15 protein-coding genes are annotated in these 13,973 nt (G+C 34.0%); 1 reads left to right on the top strand and 14 read right to left on the bottom strand.

All coding sequences use genetic code 11. The annotated features are described in order from the left end of the window. The first annotated feature begins 90 nt into the window (after positions 1-90). The gene (locus GQR94_RS11200; RefSeq protein WP_158975586.1) at positions 91-909 is read left to right on the top strand and encodes a mechanosensitive ion channel family protein; all 819 of its coding nucleotides are present in this window, start codon (positions 91-93) and stop codon (positions 907-909) included. Positions 910-911: 2 nt separating this feature from the next. Here GQR94_RS11200 and tsaB read toward each other — a convergent pair whose 3' ends face one another. The 14 genes from tsaB to GQR94_RS11130 all read right to left on the bottom strand — a co-directional run bounded on the left by tsaB (position 912) and on the right by GQR94_RS11130 (position 13,929). After that, entirely contained in the window at positions 912-1,586 is a 675-nt protein-coding gene (gene tsaB / locus GQR94_RS11195) for a tRNA (adenosine(37)-N6)-threonylcarbamoyltransferase complex dimerization subunit type 1 TsaB (protein ID WP_158975585.1), read from the bottom strand. 94 nt (positions 1,587-1,680) lie between these two features. Further along, positions 1,681-3,030 (bottom strand): TolC family protein, encoded by a 1,350-nt coding sequence (locus GQR94_RS11190; protein ID WP_158975584.1) that lies wholly within the window; start codon positions 3,028-3,030, stop codon positions 1,681-1,683. Between the two features lie 38 nt (positions 3,031-3,068). Next, positions 3,069-4,199, bottom strand: a complete 1,131-nt coding sequence (locus GQR94_RS11185; RefSeq protein WP_158975583.1) for an efflux RND transporter periplasmic adaptor subunit — start codon at positions 4,197-4,199, stop codon at positions 3,069-3,071. Between the two features lie 35 nt (positions 4,200-4,234). After that, a complete protein-coding gene (locus tag GQR94_RS11180; protein ID WP_158975582.1) occupies positions 4,235-5,497 on the bottom strand; it encodes an ABC transporter permease in 1,263 nt (420 codons plus the stop codon). A gap of 1 nt (position 5,498) precedes the next feature. Next, complete coding sequence (locus tag GQR94_RS11175) at positions 5,499-6,728, bottom strand: ABC transporter permease (protein ID WP_158975581.1); 1,230 nt, start codon at positions 6,726-6,728, stop codon at positions 5,499-5,501. Beyond that, complete coding sequence (locus tag GQR94_RS11170; RefSeq protein WP_013550863.1) at positions 6,721-7,422, bottom strand: ABC transporter ATP-binding protein; 702 nt, start codon at positions 7,420-7,422, stop codon at positions 6,721-6,723. The genes GQR94_RS11175 and GQR94_RS11170 overlap by 8 nt, the downstream gene beginning before the upstream one ends. Before the next feature lie 142 nt (positions 7,423-7,564). After that, positions 7,565-8,677 carry an efflux RND transporter periplasmic adaptor subunit gene (locus tag GQR94_RS11165; protein WP_158975580.1) on the bottom strand — a complete coding sequence of 371 codons (1,113 nt, stop codon included), beginning with the start codon at positions 8,675-8,677 and terminating at the stop codon, positions 7,565-7,567. Between the two features lie 31 nt (positions 8,678-8,708). Beyond that, entirely contained in the window at positions 8,709-9,968 is a 1,260-nt protein-coding gene (locus GQR94_RS11160) for an ABC transporter permease (protein ID WP_158975579.1), read from the bottom strand. An 11-nt stretch (positions 9,969-9,979) separates the two neighbouring features. Then, positions 9,980-11,227: an ABC transporter permease gene (locus GQR94_RS11155; protein WP_158975578.1), complete on the bottom strand. Its 1,248-nt coding sequence runs from the start codon at positions 11,225-11,227 to the stop codon at positions 9,980-9,982. 108 nt (positions 11,228-11,335) lie between these two features. Beyond that, entirely contained in the window at positions 11,336-11,560 is a 225-nt protein-coding gene (locus tag GQR94_RS11150; RefSeq protein WP_158975577.1) for a hypothetical protein, read from the bottom strand. A 12-nt stretch (positions 11,561-11,572) separates the two neighbouring features. Then, positions 11,573-12,106, bottom strand: coding sequence for a DUF420 domain-containing protein (locus GQR94_RS11145; RefSeq protein ID WP_158975576.1), 534 nt, complete (start codon positions 12,104-12,106; stop codon positions 11,573-11,575). Then, positions 12,106-12,837 (bottom strand): SCO family protein, encoded by a 732-nt coding sequence (locus GQR94_RS11140; protein ID WP_158975575.1) that lies wholly within the window; start codon positions 12,835-12,837, stop codon positions 12,106-12,108. Before GQR94_RS11140 ends, GQR94_RS11145 begins: the two co-directional genes overlap by 1 nt. Beyond that, a complete protein-coding gene (locus tag GQR94_RS11135) occupies positions 12,837-13,469 on the bottom strand; it encodes a hypothetical protein (protein WP_158975574.1) in 633 nt (210 codons plus the stop codon). Before GQR94_RS11135 ends, GQR94_RS11140 begins: the two co-directional genes overlap by 1 nt. Before the next feature lie 76 nt (positions 13,470-13,545). Next, a complete protein-coding gene (locus GQR94_RS11130) occupies positions 13,546-13,929 on the bottom strand; it encodes a cytochrome C oxidase subunit IV family protein (RefSeq protein ID WP_158975573.1) in 384 nt (127 codons plus the stop codon). Between the last annotated feature and the right edge of the window lie 44 nt (positions 13,930-13,973).

Genomic DNA, 13,973 nt, shown 5'->3' with positions numbered 1-13,973 from the left:
TTGCCGTAATACAACGATATGATAGGATTTTAAACTTCTATTAAGTTACTTTGCCAAGACAAATAAATTACAATATATTAAAACAGTACTATGGAAAAACTTACAGATTATCAAGAACATATAGATAATGCCATTAATTGGATCTGGGCTGCACTCCCTAATTTAATTCTTGCTATAGTGATCTTTATAATTGGTTTATGGCTGATTAAAGTAGTCAATAAAATGGTCCGTAAATTTTTCATAAAACAAGATTATGATCCCTCTTTAGAAAGCTTCTTACAAAGCCTTATAAGCATTGGATTAAAAATAACCTTATTTGTTCTTGTTATTACGCAATTAGGCGTGCAATCTTCTTCTTTAGTGGCTATAATTGGTGCTGCGGGACTTGCTATTGGTTTAGCACTGCAAGGTTCTCTAGCAAATTTTGCCGGCGGAGTATTAATTCTAATATTTAAGCCTTTTAAAGTTGGCGATTTTATTGCTGCTCAAGGCGTAGATGGTACCGTAAAAGAAATATCGATATTCACTACCAAATTAAGCACCTTCGGAAATCAAATTGTAATTGTTCCTAATGGGCAATTATCCAACAACAACATTACTAATTATAATGCTCAAGAAACCCGTAGAGATAAAATTTCTATTGGTATAGGATATGGTTCAGATTTGAAAAAAGCAAAAGAAATTCTTTTAAAAATTTGTGCGGATTACGAAACTATTTTTGAGGATCCTGCTCCTGCAGTTTATGTGGATGAACTGGCAGAAAGCTCTGTAAATCTTACCTTGCGTTTCTGGGCTAAGAATTCAGATTTCTGGGAAGCACACTTCTACGTAATGGAAGAAACAAAACTTAGGTTTGATGCAGAAGGTATTGAAATTCCATTCCCACAAGTGGTTCAGTATAACAAATAAATTTAAGCTTTCTTCTTTAGTAGAATAAAGTCTTTTAAATAATAAGGTTCAAAGTAAGCAACATTCTCAACGTTGTTTTCTTTGAACTTTTTATAGGAGAGCATTGCCATTTCTTTTGCTGAAGGCACTACTGTAGTATCAAAACTAAAATTAGGGTGAATTAAAGTCTCTTTACACTTCTGAGCTCCATTCCCTAAAATTAGCACCTTACCTTTTACTGCATAATCCTGAAATGAATTTTCATCAATAATTTCAGCTTTGGTTTCTCTAATCTCCTCTAAATTTTGATTAAAAACACTAGAGTACACTTCCATACGGCGCGCATCTAAAACAGGAATCACAAAACTTACCTCATTGGTATTGGCTTGACAAGCCATGCTTTCTAACGTAGGAATCGCGATCAAAGGAAGATCTAGTGCAAAACACAAGCCTTTTGCCGCAGAAACACCTATACGCAAGCCAGTATACGACCCAGGTCCTTTACTTACCGCTATACCTTCTAAATCCTTTAAATTCAATGACGCCATTTCTAAAGCCTCTTCTATGAATACATGCAATTGTTCTGCATGAGAATAATCTGCGCTGTCAAACTCCTTGATTGCTAAAAGCGTTCCATTATCCGCAATGCTTACGGAACAATTTGTAGTTGCTGTTTCTAAATTTAAAAGTATTGCCATAATACTTGCAAAGATACATGCAACTACGAAATTTAAAACAAAAAAAGATCCATAATGAATTATGAATCTTCTACTCTATTGTTTTGTCTCTCTTTTAATCTAACGTAATAGGTATTCCAAAATAAAATTCTAAAATTTTAAGCCTTAAAATATAATCATACTTGGTACGTACTAACTGGGCCTCTGCATCATCTACTCTAGATTGTGCTTGGCTATAATCAAAAGCATTCATCAACCCTACATCAAAACGCTCTTTAGAATACTCAAACGCTAAGCGATTAGCCTCCACTGTTTTTTCCGCTGCTTCATAGGCCTTAGAAAAACTCGTTACATCAACATAAGCCTGATTAACGGTAGTCTCCAACGCTAATTTATCTTGTTCTAATTGATTTTTTGCGCGGTCTACACCTATTTTTGATCGTTTAATATTGTTTTTTACAGTAAAGCCATTAAATATAGGAATGCTTAATTGCGCTCCATAAGCCAAACCGTCAAAAATCCAAAGTTGATCCTTAAAAGATGGGTTATAAAGATTATTGGTTCCATCTAAAAGTTGTGTAGCATCAGAATATCTAGAGCCATAATTAAAAAAACCGCTTAGTGTGGGAAGTAATGCTCCTTTACTAATTTTAAGATCTTTTTCGGCTAATTCAATATCCATTTCTGAAAATTTAATATCATTCCTAAACGTTAACGCTTTCTCGTAAATTACTCTAGGTGTGTTTGTTAAAACTTCTGACGGTGGAATCTCAAAAGTTTCATCCGCAATATCAAAGTTTTCGTAATCGGTAATTTGTAATAATTGTGCTAAATTAATTCTGGAAATTAAAATTAGATTTTCAGCGTTTACGATTTGTTGTTCTTGCGTAGCTGCAGTTGCTTCAATTTGCAGTAAATCTCCACGTGCCACCACACCAGCATCTACTAATTCTTTTGTACGCAATAAGTCTTGTTGCGTAACTGAATATTGCGCTTTAAAGACAATTAAAGACTCTTTGTTAGACAATACCTGCAGATAAGCATTTACTACACTTAAACGAATATCGTCCTTTAAATCATCTAAACGATATTGAAAGGAAATAGCATTTAATTTTGCACGATTATAACGATGTACATTCCTTAAACCATTAAACAATGTTATGTTAGACGACAAACTTCCGCTAACATTAAACGTAGTGGTATTCGTTGGTAAATTATTCGTTGGATTAATAGAGAAACCTGTATTACTAGACAAGGTACTCGATGCATTTAAATCTGGCAAGAAATCACCTAAGGCATCAGACTTTTCTAGTTGCACATTTTCTAAATCTAATTCAAACTGCTCTATGGTCAAGTTATTCTCTACGGCATATTCTACACATTCTTGAAGTGTCCACTTCTTAGATTGTCCTGTCGCGATTCCTACTGTGCACAAGAACACTATTAATATACTATTAAATTTCATGCGATTTATTTTTTGATTGTTACGTGATTGATGATGGCTTATTCTTTTGTCTCCTCTTCTTCAACATTCTTTTTTATAGGCTCCGTTTTATTCCAAATTTTAACTTGATCCTCTTCCGTAATTCCAGAAAGTATTTCTACATTAACACCATCTGATATTCCTATTTCAATATCTTTTCTTTCAAACTTTTGATCTCCAACTGAAACCTCTACGTAAGGTTTATCTGTATCCTTATCAAACTGCAATAATGCTTCAGGAATAACCAACACATCCTTCTTACTTTCCAAAACTAAGGATGCATTTGCACTATACCCCGCTCTAATTAAGATATCATCTTCAACAGCTACATCTCCTTCTATTTTAAACTGAACAGCCCCAGATTCCTCCACTCCCTTTGGTGCAATAAAGCGAAGTTTTGCATTAAACGTTTTACCCTCTAAAGCTCCCAAGCTTATTTCTAATGGAGAACCCACTTTTAATTTTGCTACTTCCCCTTCATCAACCTTACCTTCAAAAATCATTTTACTCAAATCTGCAATAGTTGCAATGGTAGTACCATCATTAAAATTGTTACTTTGTATGACTTGATCTCCCTCTTTTACTGGTATTTCTAAAATTGTACCTGAAACCGTAGCCCTGATATTTGTATTTGCCGTAGAAGAGCCACCCGCAGAGCCTTTTCTAATAATTTGATAATCTGCCTGCGCATTACCCAACTCCTGCTGTGCTTGATTGTATTGTAATTGCAACGTGTTAAAATCTTGACTAGAAATAACGCCTTTATCAAAAAGCACTTTATTACGATCAAACTCAATTTTAGTATTATTTAAGGCTAATTGTGCATTTTTAACTCTTCCCCCTGCTTGATTCATGGATTGCTCATTAGGAACAACTTTTATTTTTGCAATAAGATCACCAGCTTTTACTTTAGCTCCTTCTTTTAAATAAACCTCTTCTATAATTCCAGAAATCTGAGGCTTTATTTCAATTTCATCTTCAGGAATTACTTTACCAGTAGCCACCGTTTTTTTCTCTACATTAGAAATAAATGGTTTTTGGGTATCATAGGTAATCGATGATTTTTTATTGGTTCGAATAAAAAACATTGCAGCCCACAAAGCAGCTAACACTAATAGACCTATTACTACGTATTTTATTACTTTTTTCATTTGATGATATATTTACTTTTTATGTTGGTTTTACTTTATTCTTCTCTTAATGCATCAATTGGTTTAATACTCACTGCTCTTTGCGCTGGTATTAACCCTATTAAAGTTCCTAAAATTATCATTATTGCCAAGGCCCCTAAAACATAAGGTATGGGCAGTGTAGGGTTGGTATACGGTAAATCTGTTCCCTTTGTAAAAATATCGACTATCTTTAAAACACCCGCTCCCAATATTATTCCTAAAACACCTGCTACAACTGTTAAAAAAACAGACTCTAATATTATCTGATTTCTTACTTCAGCTGGTGTAGCTCCTAGAGCTCGTCTCACTCCTAACTCTTTGGTTCGCTCTTTAACAGAGATCAGTAATATGTTACCAATACTAATAACACCTGCTAAGATTGTCGCTATTCCCACAATCAGAGACAAGAAAGTCAAACCCTTTGCAAAACCTGTAATTCTATTAAATATCTCACCTAAGTTAAATGCTCCAAAAGCTCTATCATCCTTAGGGTTTACTTTATGAATACTTTTCAAGACACTTTTTACATCTTCCTCTGCCTTAACCACATCTGCGTCATCATACGCAGCAATAGTTAACCAGCTAACATCTTCGCCTGTATTGTATAATTTCCTAAATGTAGTATAAGGAATATAAATATCTGTATCACTCTCAAATCCGCCGCCAGGAACAAACTTATGTACCCCAATTATTTGAAAATAAATATTATCTACTCGTATATAAGAACCTATCGGATTTTCTTCTTCTTCAAACAATTCTTGTTGGGTTCTTTCACCGATTACTGCTACTTTTCGAGCTTGATCTATATCTCTATCATTTATAAATCTACCACCATCATAAATCTTTTTAGTAGCAATTTTAGTATAAACAGGATAATCGCCATACACTGGAGAAGAGCTAGATTTCATTCCACGAACTACAATTGCTGGTTCGCCATCAAAAACGCCTTTAGCATTACGGGGTGCTATATATTCTATTTCCGGAAGCCTATTTTTTAAGGTTGCAACATCAGACAGCTTTAACTGCAACTGTCGATCTGTTTTGTACCCTTCATAAGGCATACTTGTACTTTGTGCCCAAACAAACATACTGTTCATCGCAACACTCTCAAAGGCTCTTTCAAAACCATTATCTAATCCTTTTGCCGCACCAGCCAAAGCGATGTATATAAATATCCCCCAAAGCACACCAACTATGGTAATGGCTGTTCTAGTTTTATTTTTCCCAATAGAACCAAAAATCTCTTGCCAAGTATTACTATCAAAAATAAATTTCATATTACTCGTCTCTTAATGCTACAATTGGTTTAATTCTTGCTGCTTTTCTTGCGGGCACATATCCTGCTATGGCACCACATACAATTAATATAATCGTCGCAAAAATGGCAACGCCCATATCTATGTAAGGATCCGTTATAAAATATGCATCTAATGATTTCCCTAAGGAAGTGAGCACTCCTATTCCTATCATCATTCCGATAAAACCAGAGATCGTTGTAATAAATACTGATTCTAAAAGAATGGTTCCTATGACAGATTTTGGTGTGGCCCCCAGTGCTTTACGGATACCTAGCTCTTTAGTTCTTTCCTTTACCACAAAAACCATAATATTACTTATCCCTATTATACCTGCAATTATAGTCCCAAAAGCAACCAAGGAAACAATCCATTGTAAGACCACTGCTAGCTGTTGATTTTGCTTTAGTTGATCTGCCACATTACGAACAAATATTCCATTTTGGTCTTTAGGACTTATAAACTTTTTACTTCTTAAATATTTTTCCAAACTTACTTGAAAAGCCATAGCTCCAGCATACCCTATCTGTGGTTTAAACCCAATAACAATCTGATCTATTTTATCTGTATTCTTTTCAATAAGTTGCCTTGTTGTATAAGGTATATATATTTTTCTTTCTTCATTATCGCCGCCATCATCCTGAAATACACCAACAACTTTAAAAGAACTACCTGTAATATCAATAAACTCTCCTATCGGATTTTTACTTTTAAATAAATCTTTAGCTACAAGACGCCCTATAATAGCAATTTTTGCTTTTTTCTCAATATCATTTTCGTTGATATAACGACCAAACATTATAATTGTTTTTTCGTTTAATTGATGTGATGGCCCTACCGCTTGAGTTGTGTAATTATTAGATTCATTATTGTATTTAACCAAACCTCCTCGCGATATTCTTGGGGTTATATACTCCAAAAACATTGGAAAATCTTTTTTGATATCTTTTAAGTCGCTATTATCAAATTCTATACTTCTATTTGCTTTGTATCCTTGATATGGAACCGTAGTTCTCCCAGGAAATACAAAAAAAACATTGGTAGCATCATCACCGAAAAATTTGTTAAAGGTATTTGTAAGTCCATTCCCAAACCCGAACAGAACTACAAAAATAAATATACCGATAGCCACAGTAAACCCAGACAAAAAAGTTCGGAGTTTATTTTTCTGAATGGTTTCAAATATTTCTTGCCAGTTATCTCTATTAAACATATTGCGATGCTCTTACTTGCTCTATCTTTTTATCTTCTACTATAACCCCATCTTTTAAATGTACGATACGCTTACACATATCTGCAATATCTGGCTCATGAGTAACAATTAAAATAGTATTCCCAGCATCGTTTATTTTTTGAATCAAATCCATCACCTCATACGAGGTTTTACTATCTAGCGCTCCCGTAGGCTCATCTGCTAATAATACTTTTGGTTCTGCTGCCATGGCTCTAGCAATTGCGACACGCTGTTTTTGACCACCAGAAAGTTCACTTGGTAAATGTGTTGCCCATTCTTTAAGACCTACACGCTCTAAATACTTTAAAGCTTTTTCGTGACGCTCTTTTCTACCTACTTTTTGATAGTATAAAGGTAACGCAACATTCTCTGCTGCTGTTTTGTAATTGATAAGGTTAAAAGATTGAAAGATAAATCCTAAAAACTTATTGCGGTATTGCGCCGCTTTTGTTTCATTTAGATTTTTGATAGGAACACCATCTAAGGTATACGAACCTTCATCTAACTCATCCAACATACCTAAAATATTTAATAAGGTAGATTTACCAGAACCTGAAGAACCCATAATAGCAACTAGCTCTCCTTCTTCTACAGAAAAATTTATTCCCTTTAATACATGCAAGGAATTGCTTCCCATTTTATATGATTTGTGAAGATTTTTAATTTCAATCATAGTTGTTTTGTTAGTTGTTTGGGTTTTTACTCCGCTAGTTAGACTTGGTACACTAAATATTGTTACACTTGGAACTCTAAAAATTATGTTAAAATAATTTTTAGGCTTTTTAAATGCTTAGTTCGTTACTAAACATTTAAAATTAGTTGTCTTCTTCCTCTATTTCTATCTGATTCCACACCTTTATTTCATCAGATAAACTAAGACCAGATTTAACCTCTACATTGATCCCATCACTTATACCTAGTTCAATATCTTTACGACTAAACACCTGATCCCCAGAACTAATTTCTACAAAAGGTTTTTTTGTCTTATCATCATACTGCACTAAAGCTTCTTTAATAGAAATTACGCTATCTACTTTTGCTAAAATAATAGACGCATTTGCACTTAATCCTGCTCGTATAAAAACAGAATCTTGTTTTTTTAAAGTTCCTTTAATTTCAAATTGTATAGCTCCATTTTCTGCTTTTCCTTTTGGCGCTATGTAATCTAATACTGCAGGGAAAATTTTATTCTCAATAGCACCTACTGTTATTTCTAAAGGTAAATTCTCTTTTACTTTACCGACTTCTGATTCATCTATTTTTCCTTCAAAAATCATTTTATCTACATCTGCAATGGCTGCAATGGTAGTTCCTTCATTAAAATTATTACTTTCAATCACTTGGTTACCTACTTCCACAGGAACCTCTAATACCATACCGCTTACTGTGGCCCTAATCAGCGTATTGGCAGAATTACCAAAACCTTTGGTAGTACCCGTTTTAGCAATATCGTATCTTTTATTAGCAGCGCCATAAGATTGCCTCGCTTGATCAAAAGATACCTGGGCCCGTTCTAAATCTACTTTAGAAATCACCCCTTTTTCAAATAATGTTTTTTGGCGTTCTAAATTTCTTTTTTGATCATCTAATCCTATTCTAGCCCCGTCTATAGAATTTCTTGCATCGTTTAATGCATTTAAATTAGGAACTATTTTAATTTTAGCTAACAAGTCTCCAGATTTTACATAATCTCCTCCTTCTACATAGATCTCTTCAATAACACCAGAAATATTAGGTTTTATCAGCACTTCTTCTAAAGGCAGAATACTCCCTGTAGCCACCGTTTTTTTAATGATAGTTTGTGTCGTTGGAGTTTCCGTTTCATAAGTCACAGGATTTTCGGCATTTTTTTGATACAAATAATACATTGCGCCCCCGAAGCAAACAACTATTAAAACTAAAATAATAATGGTTACTCGTTTTTTCATGTGTTCGTTTTTTGATTGATGATTTATTATTTTATTCCGCTCTAAGAGCATCTATAGGTTTTACTTTTATTGCACTTTGCGCAGGAATAAAACCTGCTAATAAGCCAGATATAATTAATATCAGTAATGCGATAAGCACAACACCGATACTAACACTAGGGTTTACAAACATATCTACAGGCCCAACCGCATCTAGTAATAGATTTATTCCAAAAATAAACAAGGCTCCAAAAATGATACCTGCCATTCCGGATATAATGGTTAAAAAGATTGATTCCATAAGAATCTGTATTTTTATAGACCTAGGATCCTCACCAAGTGCACGACGAATCCCTATTTCTTTGGTACGCTCTTTTACTACAATTAACATGATGTTACTTACGCCAATGATTCCAGAAATTAACACCAAAATCCCTACAAAATAGGCTATCAAGCGCATTGCAATAAATAAGCTTTCTACTCGATTGTATTGCTCATACAAATCAAAATTACCAATGGCTCTATTGTCCTCTGGATGAATCTTCCTATTTTTTTTCATTAAAGTAATGATACTTTCCTTTAAGCTTGTAATTGAAGCGCCATCTTTAGCTGTGATTGCCATCCAACCTACATCATTACCTTTATTGAATGCTTGTGAGAATGACGAGAAGGGTACATAAATTTCCTTTTGTCCTTCTTCTCCATCTCCATCATTACTTTTTTTCTTATACGTGCCTACCACCATAAAATTGACCCCTTGAATTTTTATAAAGGAACCTAATACTGCTTCTTCTTTTTCAAATAAAGTAGATTTCACACCTTGCCCTATAATCGCAATTTTACGTTTTTCAACAATATCAGAATGATTTATAAAACGACCAGAAGTAATGGTCATAGGATCTTGTTTGATAATTTCCGGATAATCACCATATACATTAAATGCACCCAGTTTTATTCCTCGAATAACATTATTCCCGCCTTGGAAGCCATCTAATCTATTTCGAGGTGAAACAAAACGAAGCTCTTTAATGTTTTCTTTCAAGGAAGAGACATCTTCAATTTTAAATTCAAAGCGTCTTCCTTTTGGCAAACCTTCATATTCTTTTGAAGTGGCTTGAGACCACATGAACATGGTATTGGTAGCGATGTCCCCAAAGTCACTCTTAATTCCATTTTCTAAGCCTTTCCCTGCTGCCAAAAGAATAATTAGGATAAGTATACCCCAAAACACTCCAAATGCAGTAAGAATGGTTCTGAACATATTACTTGTCAGCACCTCTATAATTTCTCTCCAACGATCTCTATTAAACATTTAGTTTTTATTTATTCGTCTCTTAGTGCATCAATAGTATGTATACTTGCTGCGCGCCATGCCGGAAAAAAACCTGCTATAGCACCAGCTACAACAAGTAGCAAAACAGTAGCCATAGCCACATTAAAATCTACCGAAGGATTTACGATATAGTCTACTTCTATATTGGGGCCAATGAGTTCCAGAAGTCCCATACTAAAAATAAGACCTGTAAAACCAGATATTGCCGTTACAAAAACAGACTCATGTAAAATCATTCCAATAATAGACCAAGGTTTAGCCCCCAAAGCTTTACGAATTCCTATTTCCTTGGTACGCTCCTTAACCACGATAAGCATAATATTACTTACCCCTACCACCCCAGCAATTATGGTACAAAGGCCAACAAACCAAAAGAAAAGTTTAATGTTACCCGTTAAGGAATAATATCTTTTTGCATTCTCCATTTGGTTATTAATACCAATACCTCCTTCATCATCAGGAGCAATAGAATGCGCTTGCCTTAGATAAGTGTCAATTTTAGTTTTTAATGTGATTGATTGCTGTACCGCTTCCTCAAAGTTAGCTGCTGGTGGTGACGAGAAAACAAGGTTATCTAATTTATCTGCACCATTAAATACTTTTTGTGATGTTGTGATAGGAATAAAAATACGATTCTCCTCACGCTCCCCTGCTTTATCCTTATATACTCCTATAATCTTGAAGGGGATATTCGAAATTTTTATATATTCTCCTACTGGGTTGTCAATAGTAGTAAAAGATTCTCTCTTAATTTTAGCGCTTATCACAGCAACTTTGGTAACTTGAGAAATGTCTTGCCAGTTTAGAAAACGGCCTTGTAACATATTCTGATTCTCTAAGAATTGAGCATCACTTGTAGTACCCATCACCCGATAAATTAATGCATCATTCTTATAGGTAGTCGTAATATCTCTTGGCATATAGAACATGGATTTGTTTTCTAAATTCAGATCCATTTTATCTACTAGTGTCGCGTAATCTTCATTTCTAAATTGAATTTCTCGACCAGGGTTAAGTCCCTTATATGCATTTTGTGTTGATTCTGTCCAAATCCAAATACTCGATGCCGCATCACTTTCAAACTCTTTAGCGATACCATTTTGCATGCCTTGTCCAAAACCCAATAAAATAACAAGAATAAAAATACCGGAGGCAACAGAGAGACCCGTAAGAAATGTTCGTAATTTGTTTTTACGAATGGTGTCAAAAATCTCCTGCCATCTTTCTAAATCAAACATTTAGTAGCTTTTGGTTGGTTTGAGCTTTGATAAAAAATACAAGCTCAATACAATAGACTACTACAGACTGACTTTTGTTACACGAAAAATCTTAAAGTAATGTTAAATTTATGATTTGGGACTCTTCATCTTTCTGTAAACAAAATAAAACACCCCAGCGACTAAAACATAAGGAATAGCCATAAGGTATACAATACCATCATTAATTCCTTTCGCTGTAGACTTTCCTTCCTCACTTTCTAATACCGCACGACACATTGCACATTGGGCATCTGCCAAATTAGGAAGTAGTAAAATGAAAACTAATAGTAATAGAAGTTTTTTATAATCCATAATTGTTCGTAGTTAGTATGCGTAATACGGTGCGATCATTAAGTACACTACAACCCCTGTAATTGCAACATACAACCATATTGGAAATGTTATTTTAGCAATCTTCCTATGAGCTTCAAACTTTTGCAAATAAGCTCTGGAATAGGTGATTAGCACTAAAGGTATTATGGCAACGGATAATATAATATGGGTAATGAGTATAAAGAAATACACATATTTTATAGCACCTTCTCCTCCAAATGTGGTAGAATCGGAAGTCATATGATACGCTACATACATTACTAAAAAAGCTAATGACAAGCCTATACAAGTTACCATGATCTTCTGGTGCAGCTTTTTATTGCCGTTTTTAATAGCGATCACTGCCACAATTAATAAAATAGCTGTTACACCATTCACTGAAGCATAAATTGGAGGCAAGAAGCTCAAAGGCTCTACGTTGGGCAGCTTTACACGAAACAACACAATGACCACTAAAGGAATCACTATTGAGATAACTGTAATAAATATATTAAACTTACGCTCTTTTTGATCCACCTCACCCATTATTTCTCTGCTAGTAATTTCTTAATATCTTCTTTGAGTACTCCAATTTGTTCCTTTTCACCATGATCATTGACACCTTCTTCCTCAGAAATTGCACCTCGGTAATAGATAATTGGATTTCCATAATCATCAACTCTTGATCTCATAAAACCCTTTTTATCTACCAAAGCAAACATACCTGCATGTTCAAAACCACCAGGTGCATTAGGAACCTCACTTGCAAAAATATTAAAGCCTGAATTTGCTAGGTCAAAAATACCTTGCGCATCTCCAGTCATCAAGTTCCAGTTTAAATTACGCACGCCATACTTTTCTGCATATTCCTTCAATACCGTAGGGGTATCGTAGGTAGGGTTAATGGTAAAAGAAGCCACACCAAAATCTTCAAAATCTGTAAACTCATTTTGAATTTGAACCAAATTTTGATTCATAATTGGACAAATGGAAGGGCAAGTAGTAAAGAAAAACTCTACTAAATACACTTTACCTTTATAATCATTATTTGTAATTAACAGACTGTCTTGGTTTATAAACGCAAATTCTGGAACTTTCCTTTTTTCCCCGTTTACAACAATATACGCCAGATCACCATTATTTGTTTTAACACTCATACGATCACTTTCCACAACAGTACCATTGCTTATTCTATCTATTATTCTAGGAATAAATATTATGCCAAAAATTAATATAATAAGTGAAACCCAAACGTACGTATATTTATTTTTCTCCATTAGATTTCTCTGTTTGCACTATTCTTTTTTAAAGCCATTCTATATTCTGCCAATAGAATGCGAACATCATCTATCATTTTATTGGTTAATTCTGCCACCGATGTCGCATCAAAGCCGTAAATAGTTTCATGTTCCTCATCCTGATTACGACCACGAAGGGAAGCATCTTTATCTATAATAAAAACATAGGGTGTACTATAATTAGCGTCTAATTGCAGATCGGTTTTTAAGCTACTAAATAATGTTTTGATTTGATTTGGATCTGCAAAGACAAATTTCCATTTATCTACATCAACTAATTCCGATAATTCTTTTTTAAGTATTTCCACATTTGCCTCAGTACCCTTTGGCATAATCATTACAAATTGAAAATCATTGAACTTATGAAAGTCCTTATAAATTTTCTGATTCAGATTTAAAGCGTTCCCCTTTTTAAAATCTACATCACTCCCTAAAAAACCTAGAATTGAAATTTTATTTTTAAAAGTAATATTCGGATCAACAAGGCTTACATCGGAAACCTTTTCTGTTAACACAGGAAGCTTTCCAAAGTTGTGTACACCTGATGCAAAAAATAAATAGGCAACTATAGGTAATACAAATAGAACGATAAGAACAAATGCTTTTTTCATAGCTAAGAAGTATTGTGCAAAAATAAAAAAGACGGTTGTAAAACCGTCTTTTTTGTTTGTTAAATATTATTTAGAATTAGAAATTCCACTTTACGAATCCCTCTTTATATACTTCATGAATATAACTACCCTCAAACAATAAAATGAACATTAAATAACTCACCAAAAATATTGGTGTCCAAACTATTGTTCTTCTCAATGCTGGTTTCTCATCACGAAGGTGCATAAAATCCCAAGCAATATAATATGCTTTAACTAATGTTAGAATGATAAAAATCCAGTTCAATAAGTGCATCCCTAAAACCGAGGTTTCCACTAAAGCAGATGGCCTAATTATCCCTAAAACAACTTCAATGGATGTAATTAAAGATAAAAATATAAGTACTCCCCAGATTTTACTAATATTAGATTTGAACTTAACTAACCCTCTGAATATTTCTAATTTATGTTCCTGTGCCATTTTGTATTTTTTTATTCTTTTTAATCCTTTAGGTGATGAAAAAT

Origin of the sequence: Cellulophaga sp. L1A9 (genome assembly GCF_009797025.1) — a bacterium.
In the GTDB taxonomy this organism is placed as follows: domain Bacteria; phylum Bacteroidota; class Bacteroidia; order Flavobacteriales; family Flavobacteriaceae; genus Cellulophaga.
The sequence above is the reverse complement of the archived record's forward strand: the minus strand, read 5'-3'. Positions and strand labels throughout refer to the sequence as shown.

Bases quoted from the DNA above. Each gene is read 5' to 3' on its own strand.
- GQR94_RS11135 (WP_158975574.1), bottom strand. From the start codon at position 13,469: ATGAAAAAAGCATTTGTTCTTATCGTTCTATTTGTATTACCTATAGTT.
- GQR94_RS11130 (WP_158975573.1), bottom strand. From the start codon at position 13,929: ATGGCACAGGAACATAAATTAGAAATATTCAGAGGGTTAGTTAAGTTC.
- GQR94_RS11155 (WP_158975578.1), bottom strand. From the start codon at position 11,227: ATGTTTGATTTAGAAAGATGGCAGGAGATTTTTGACACCATTCGTAAA.
- tsaB (WP_158975585.1), bottom strand. From the start codon at position 1,586: ATGGCAATACTTTTAAATTTAGAAACAGCAACTACAAATTGTTCCGTA.
- GQR94_RS11175 (WP_158975581.1), bottom strand. From the start codon at position 6,728: ATGTTTAATAGAGATAACTGGCAAGAAATATTTGAAACCATTCAGAAA.
- GQR94_RS11145 (WP_158975576.1), bottom strand. From the start codon at position 12,106: ATGGGTGAGGTGGATCAAAAAGAGCGTAAGTTTAATATATTTATTACA.
- GQR94_RS11140 (WP_158975575.1), bottom strand. From the start codon at position 12,837: ATGGAGAAAAATAAATATACGTACGTTTGGGTTTCACTTATTATATTA.
- GQR94_RS11160 (WP_158975579.1), bottom strand. From the start codon at position 9,968: ATGTTTAATAGAGATCGTTGGAGAGAAATTATAGAGGTGCTGACAAGT.
- GQR94_RS11150 (WP_158975577.1), bottom strand. From the start codon at position 11,560: ATGGATTATAAAAAACTTCTATTACTATTAGTTTTCATTTTACTACTT.
- GQR94_RS11185 (WP_158975583.1), bottom strand. From the start codon at position 4,199: ATGAAAAAAGTAATAAAATACGTAGTAATAGGTCTATTAGTGTTAGCT.
- GQR94_RS11190 (WP_158975584.1), bottom strand. From the start codon at position 3,030: ATGAAATTTAATAGTATATTAATAGTGTTCTTGTGCACAGTAGGAATC.
- GQR94_RS11170 (WP_013550863.1), bottom strand. From the start codon at position 7,422: ATGATTGAAATTAAAAATCTTCACAAATCATATAAAATGGGAAGCAAT.
- GQR94_RS11165 (WP_158975580.1), bottom strand. From the start codon at position 8,677: ATGAAAAAACGAGTAACCATTATTATTTTAGTTTTAATAGTTGTTTGC.
- GQR94_RS11200 (WP_158975586.1), top strand. From the start codon at position 91: ATGGAAAAACTTACAGATTATCAAGAACATATAGATAATGCCATTAAT.
- GQR94_RS11180 (WP_158975582.1), bottom strand. From the start codon at position 5,497: ATGAAATTTATTTTTGATAGTAATACTTGGCAAGAGATTTTTGGTTCT.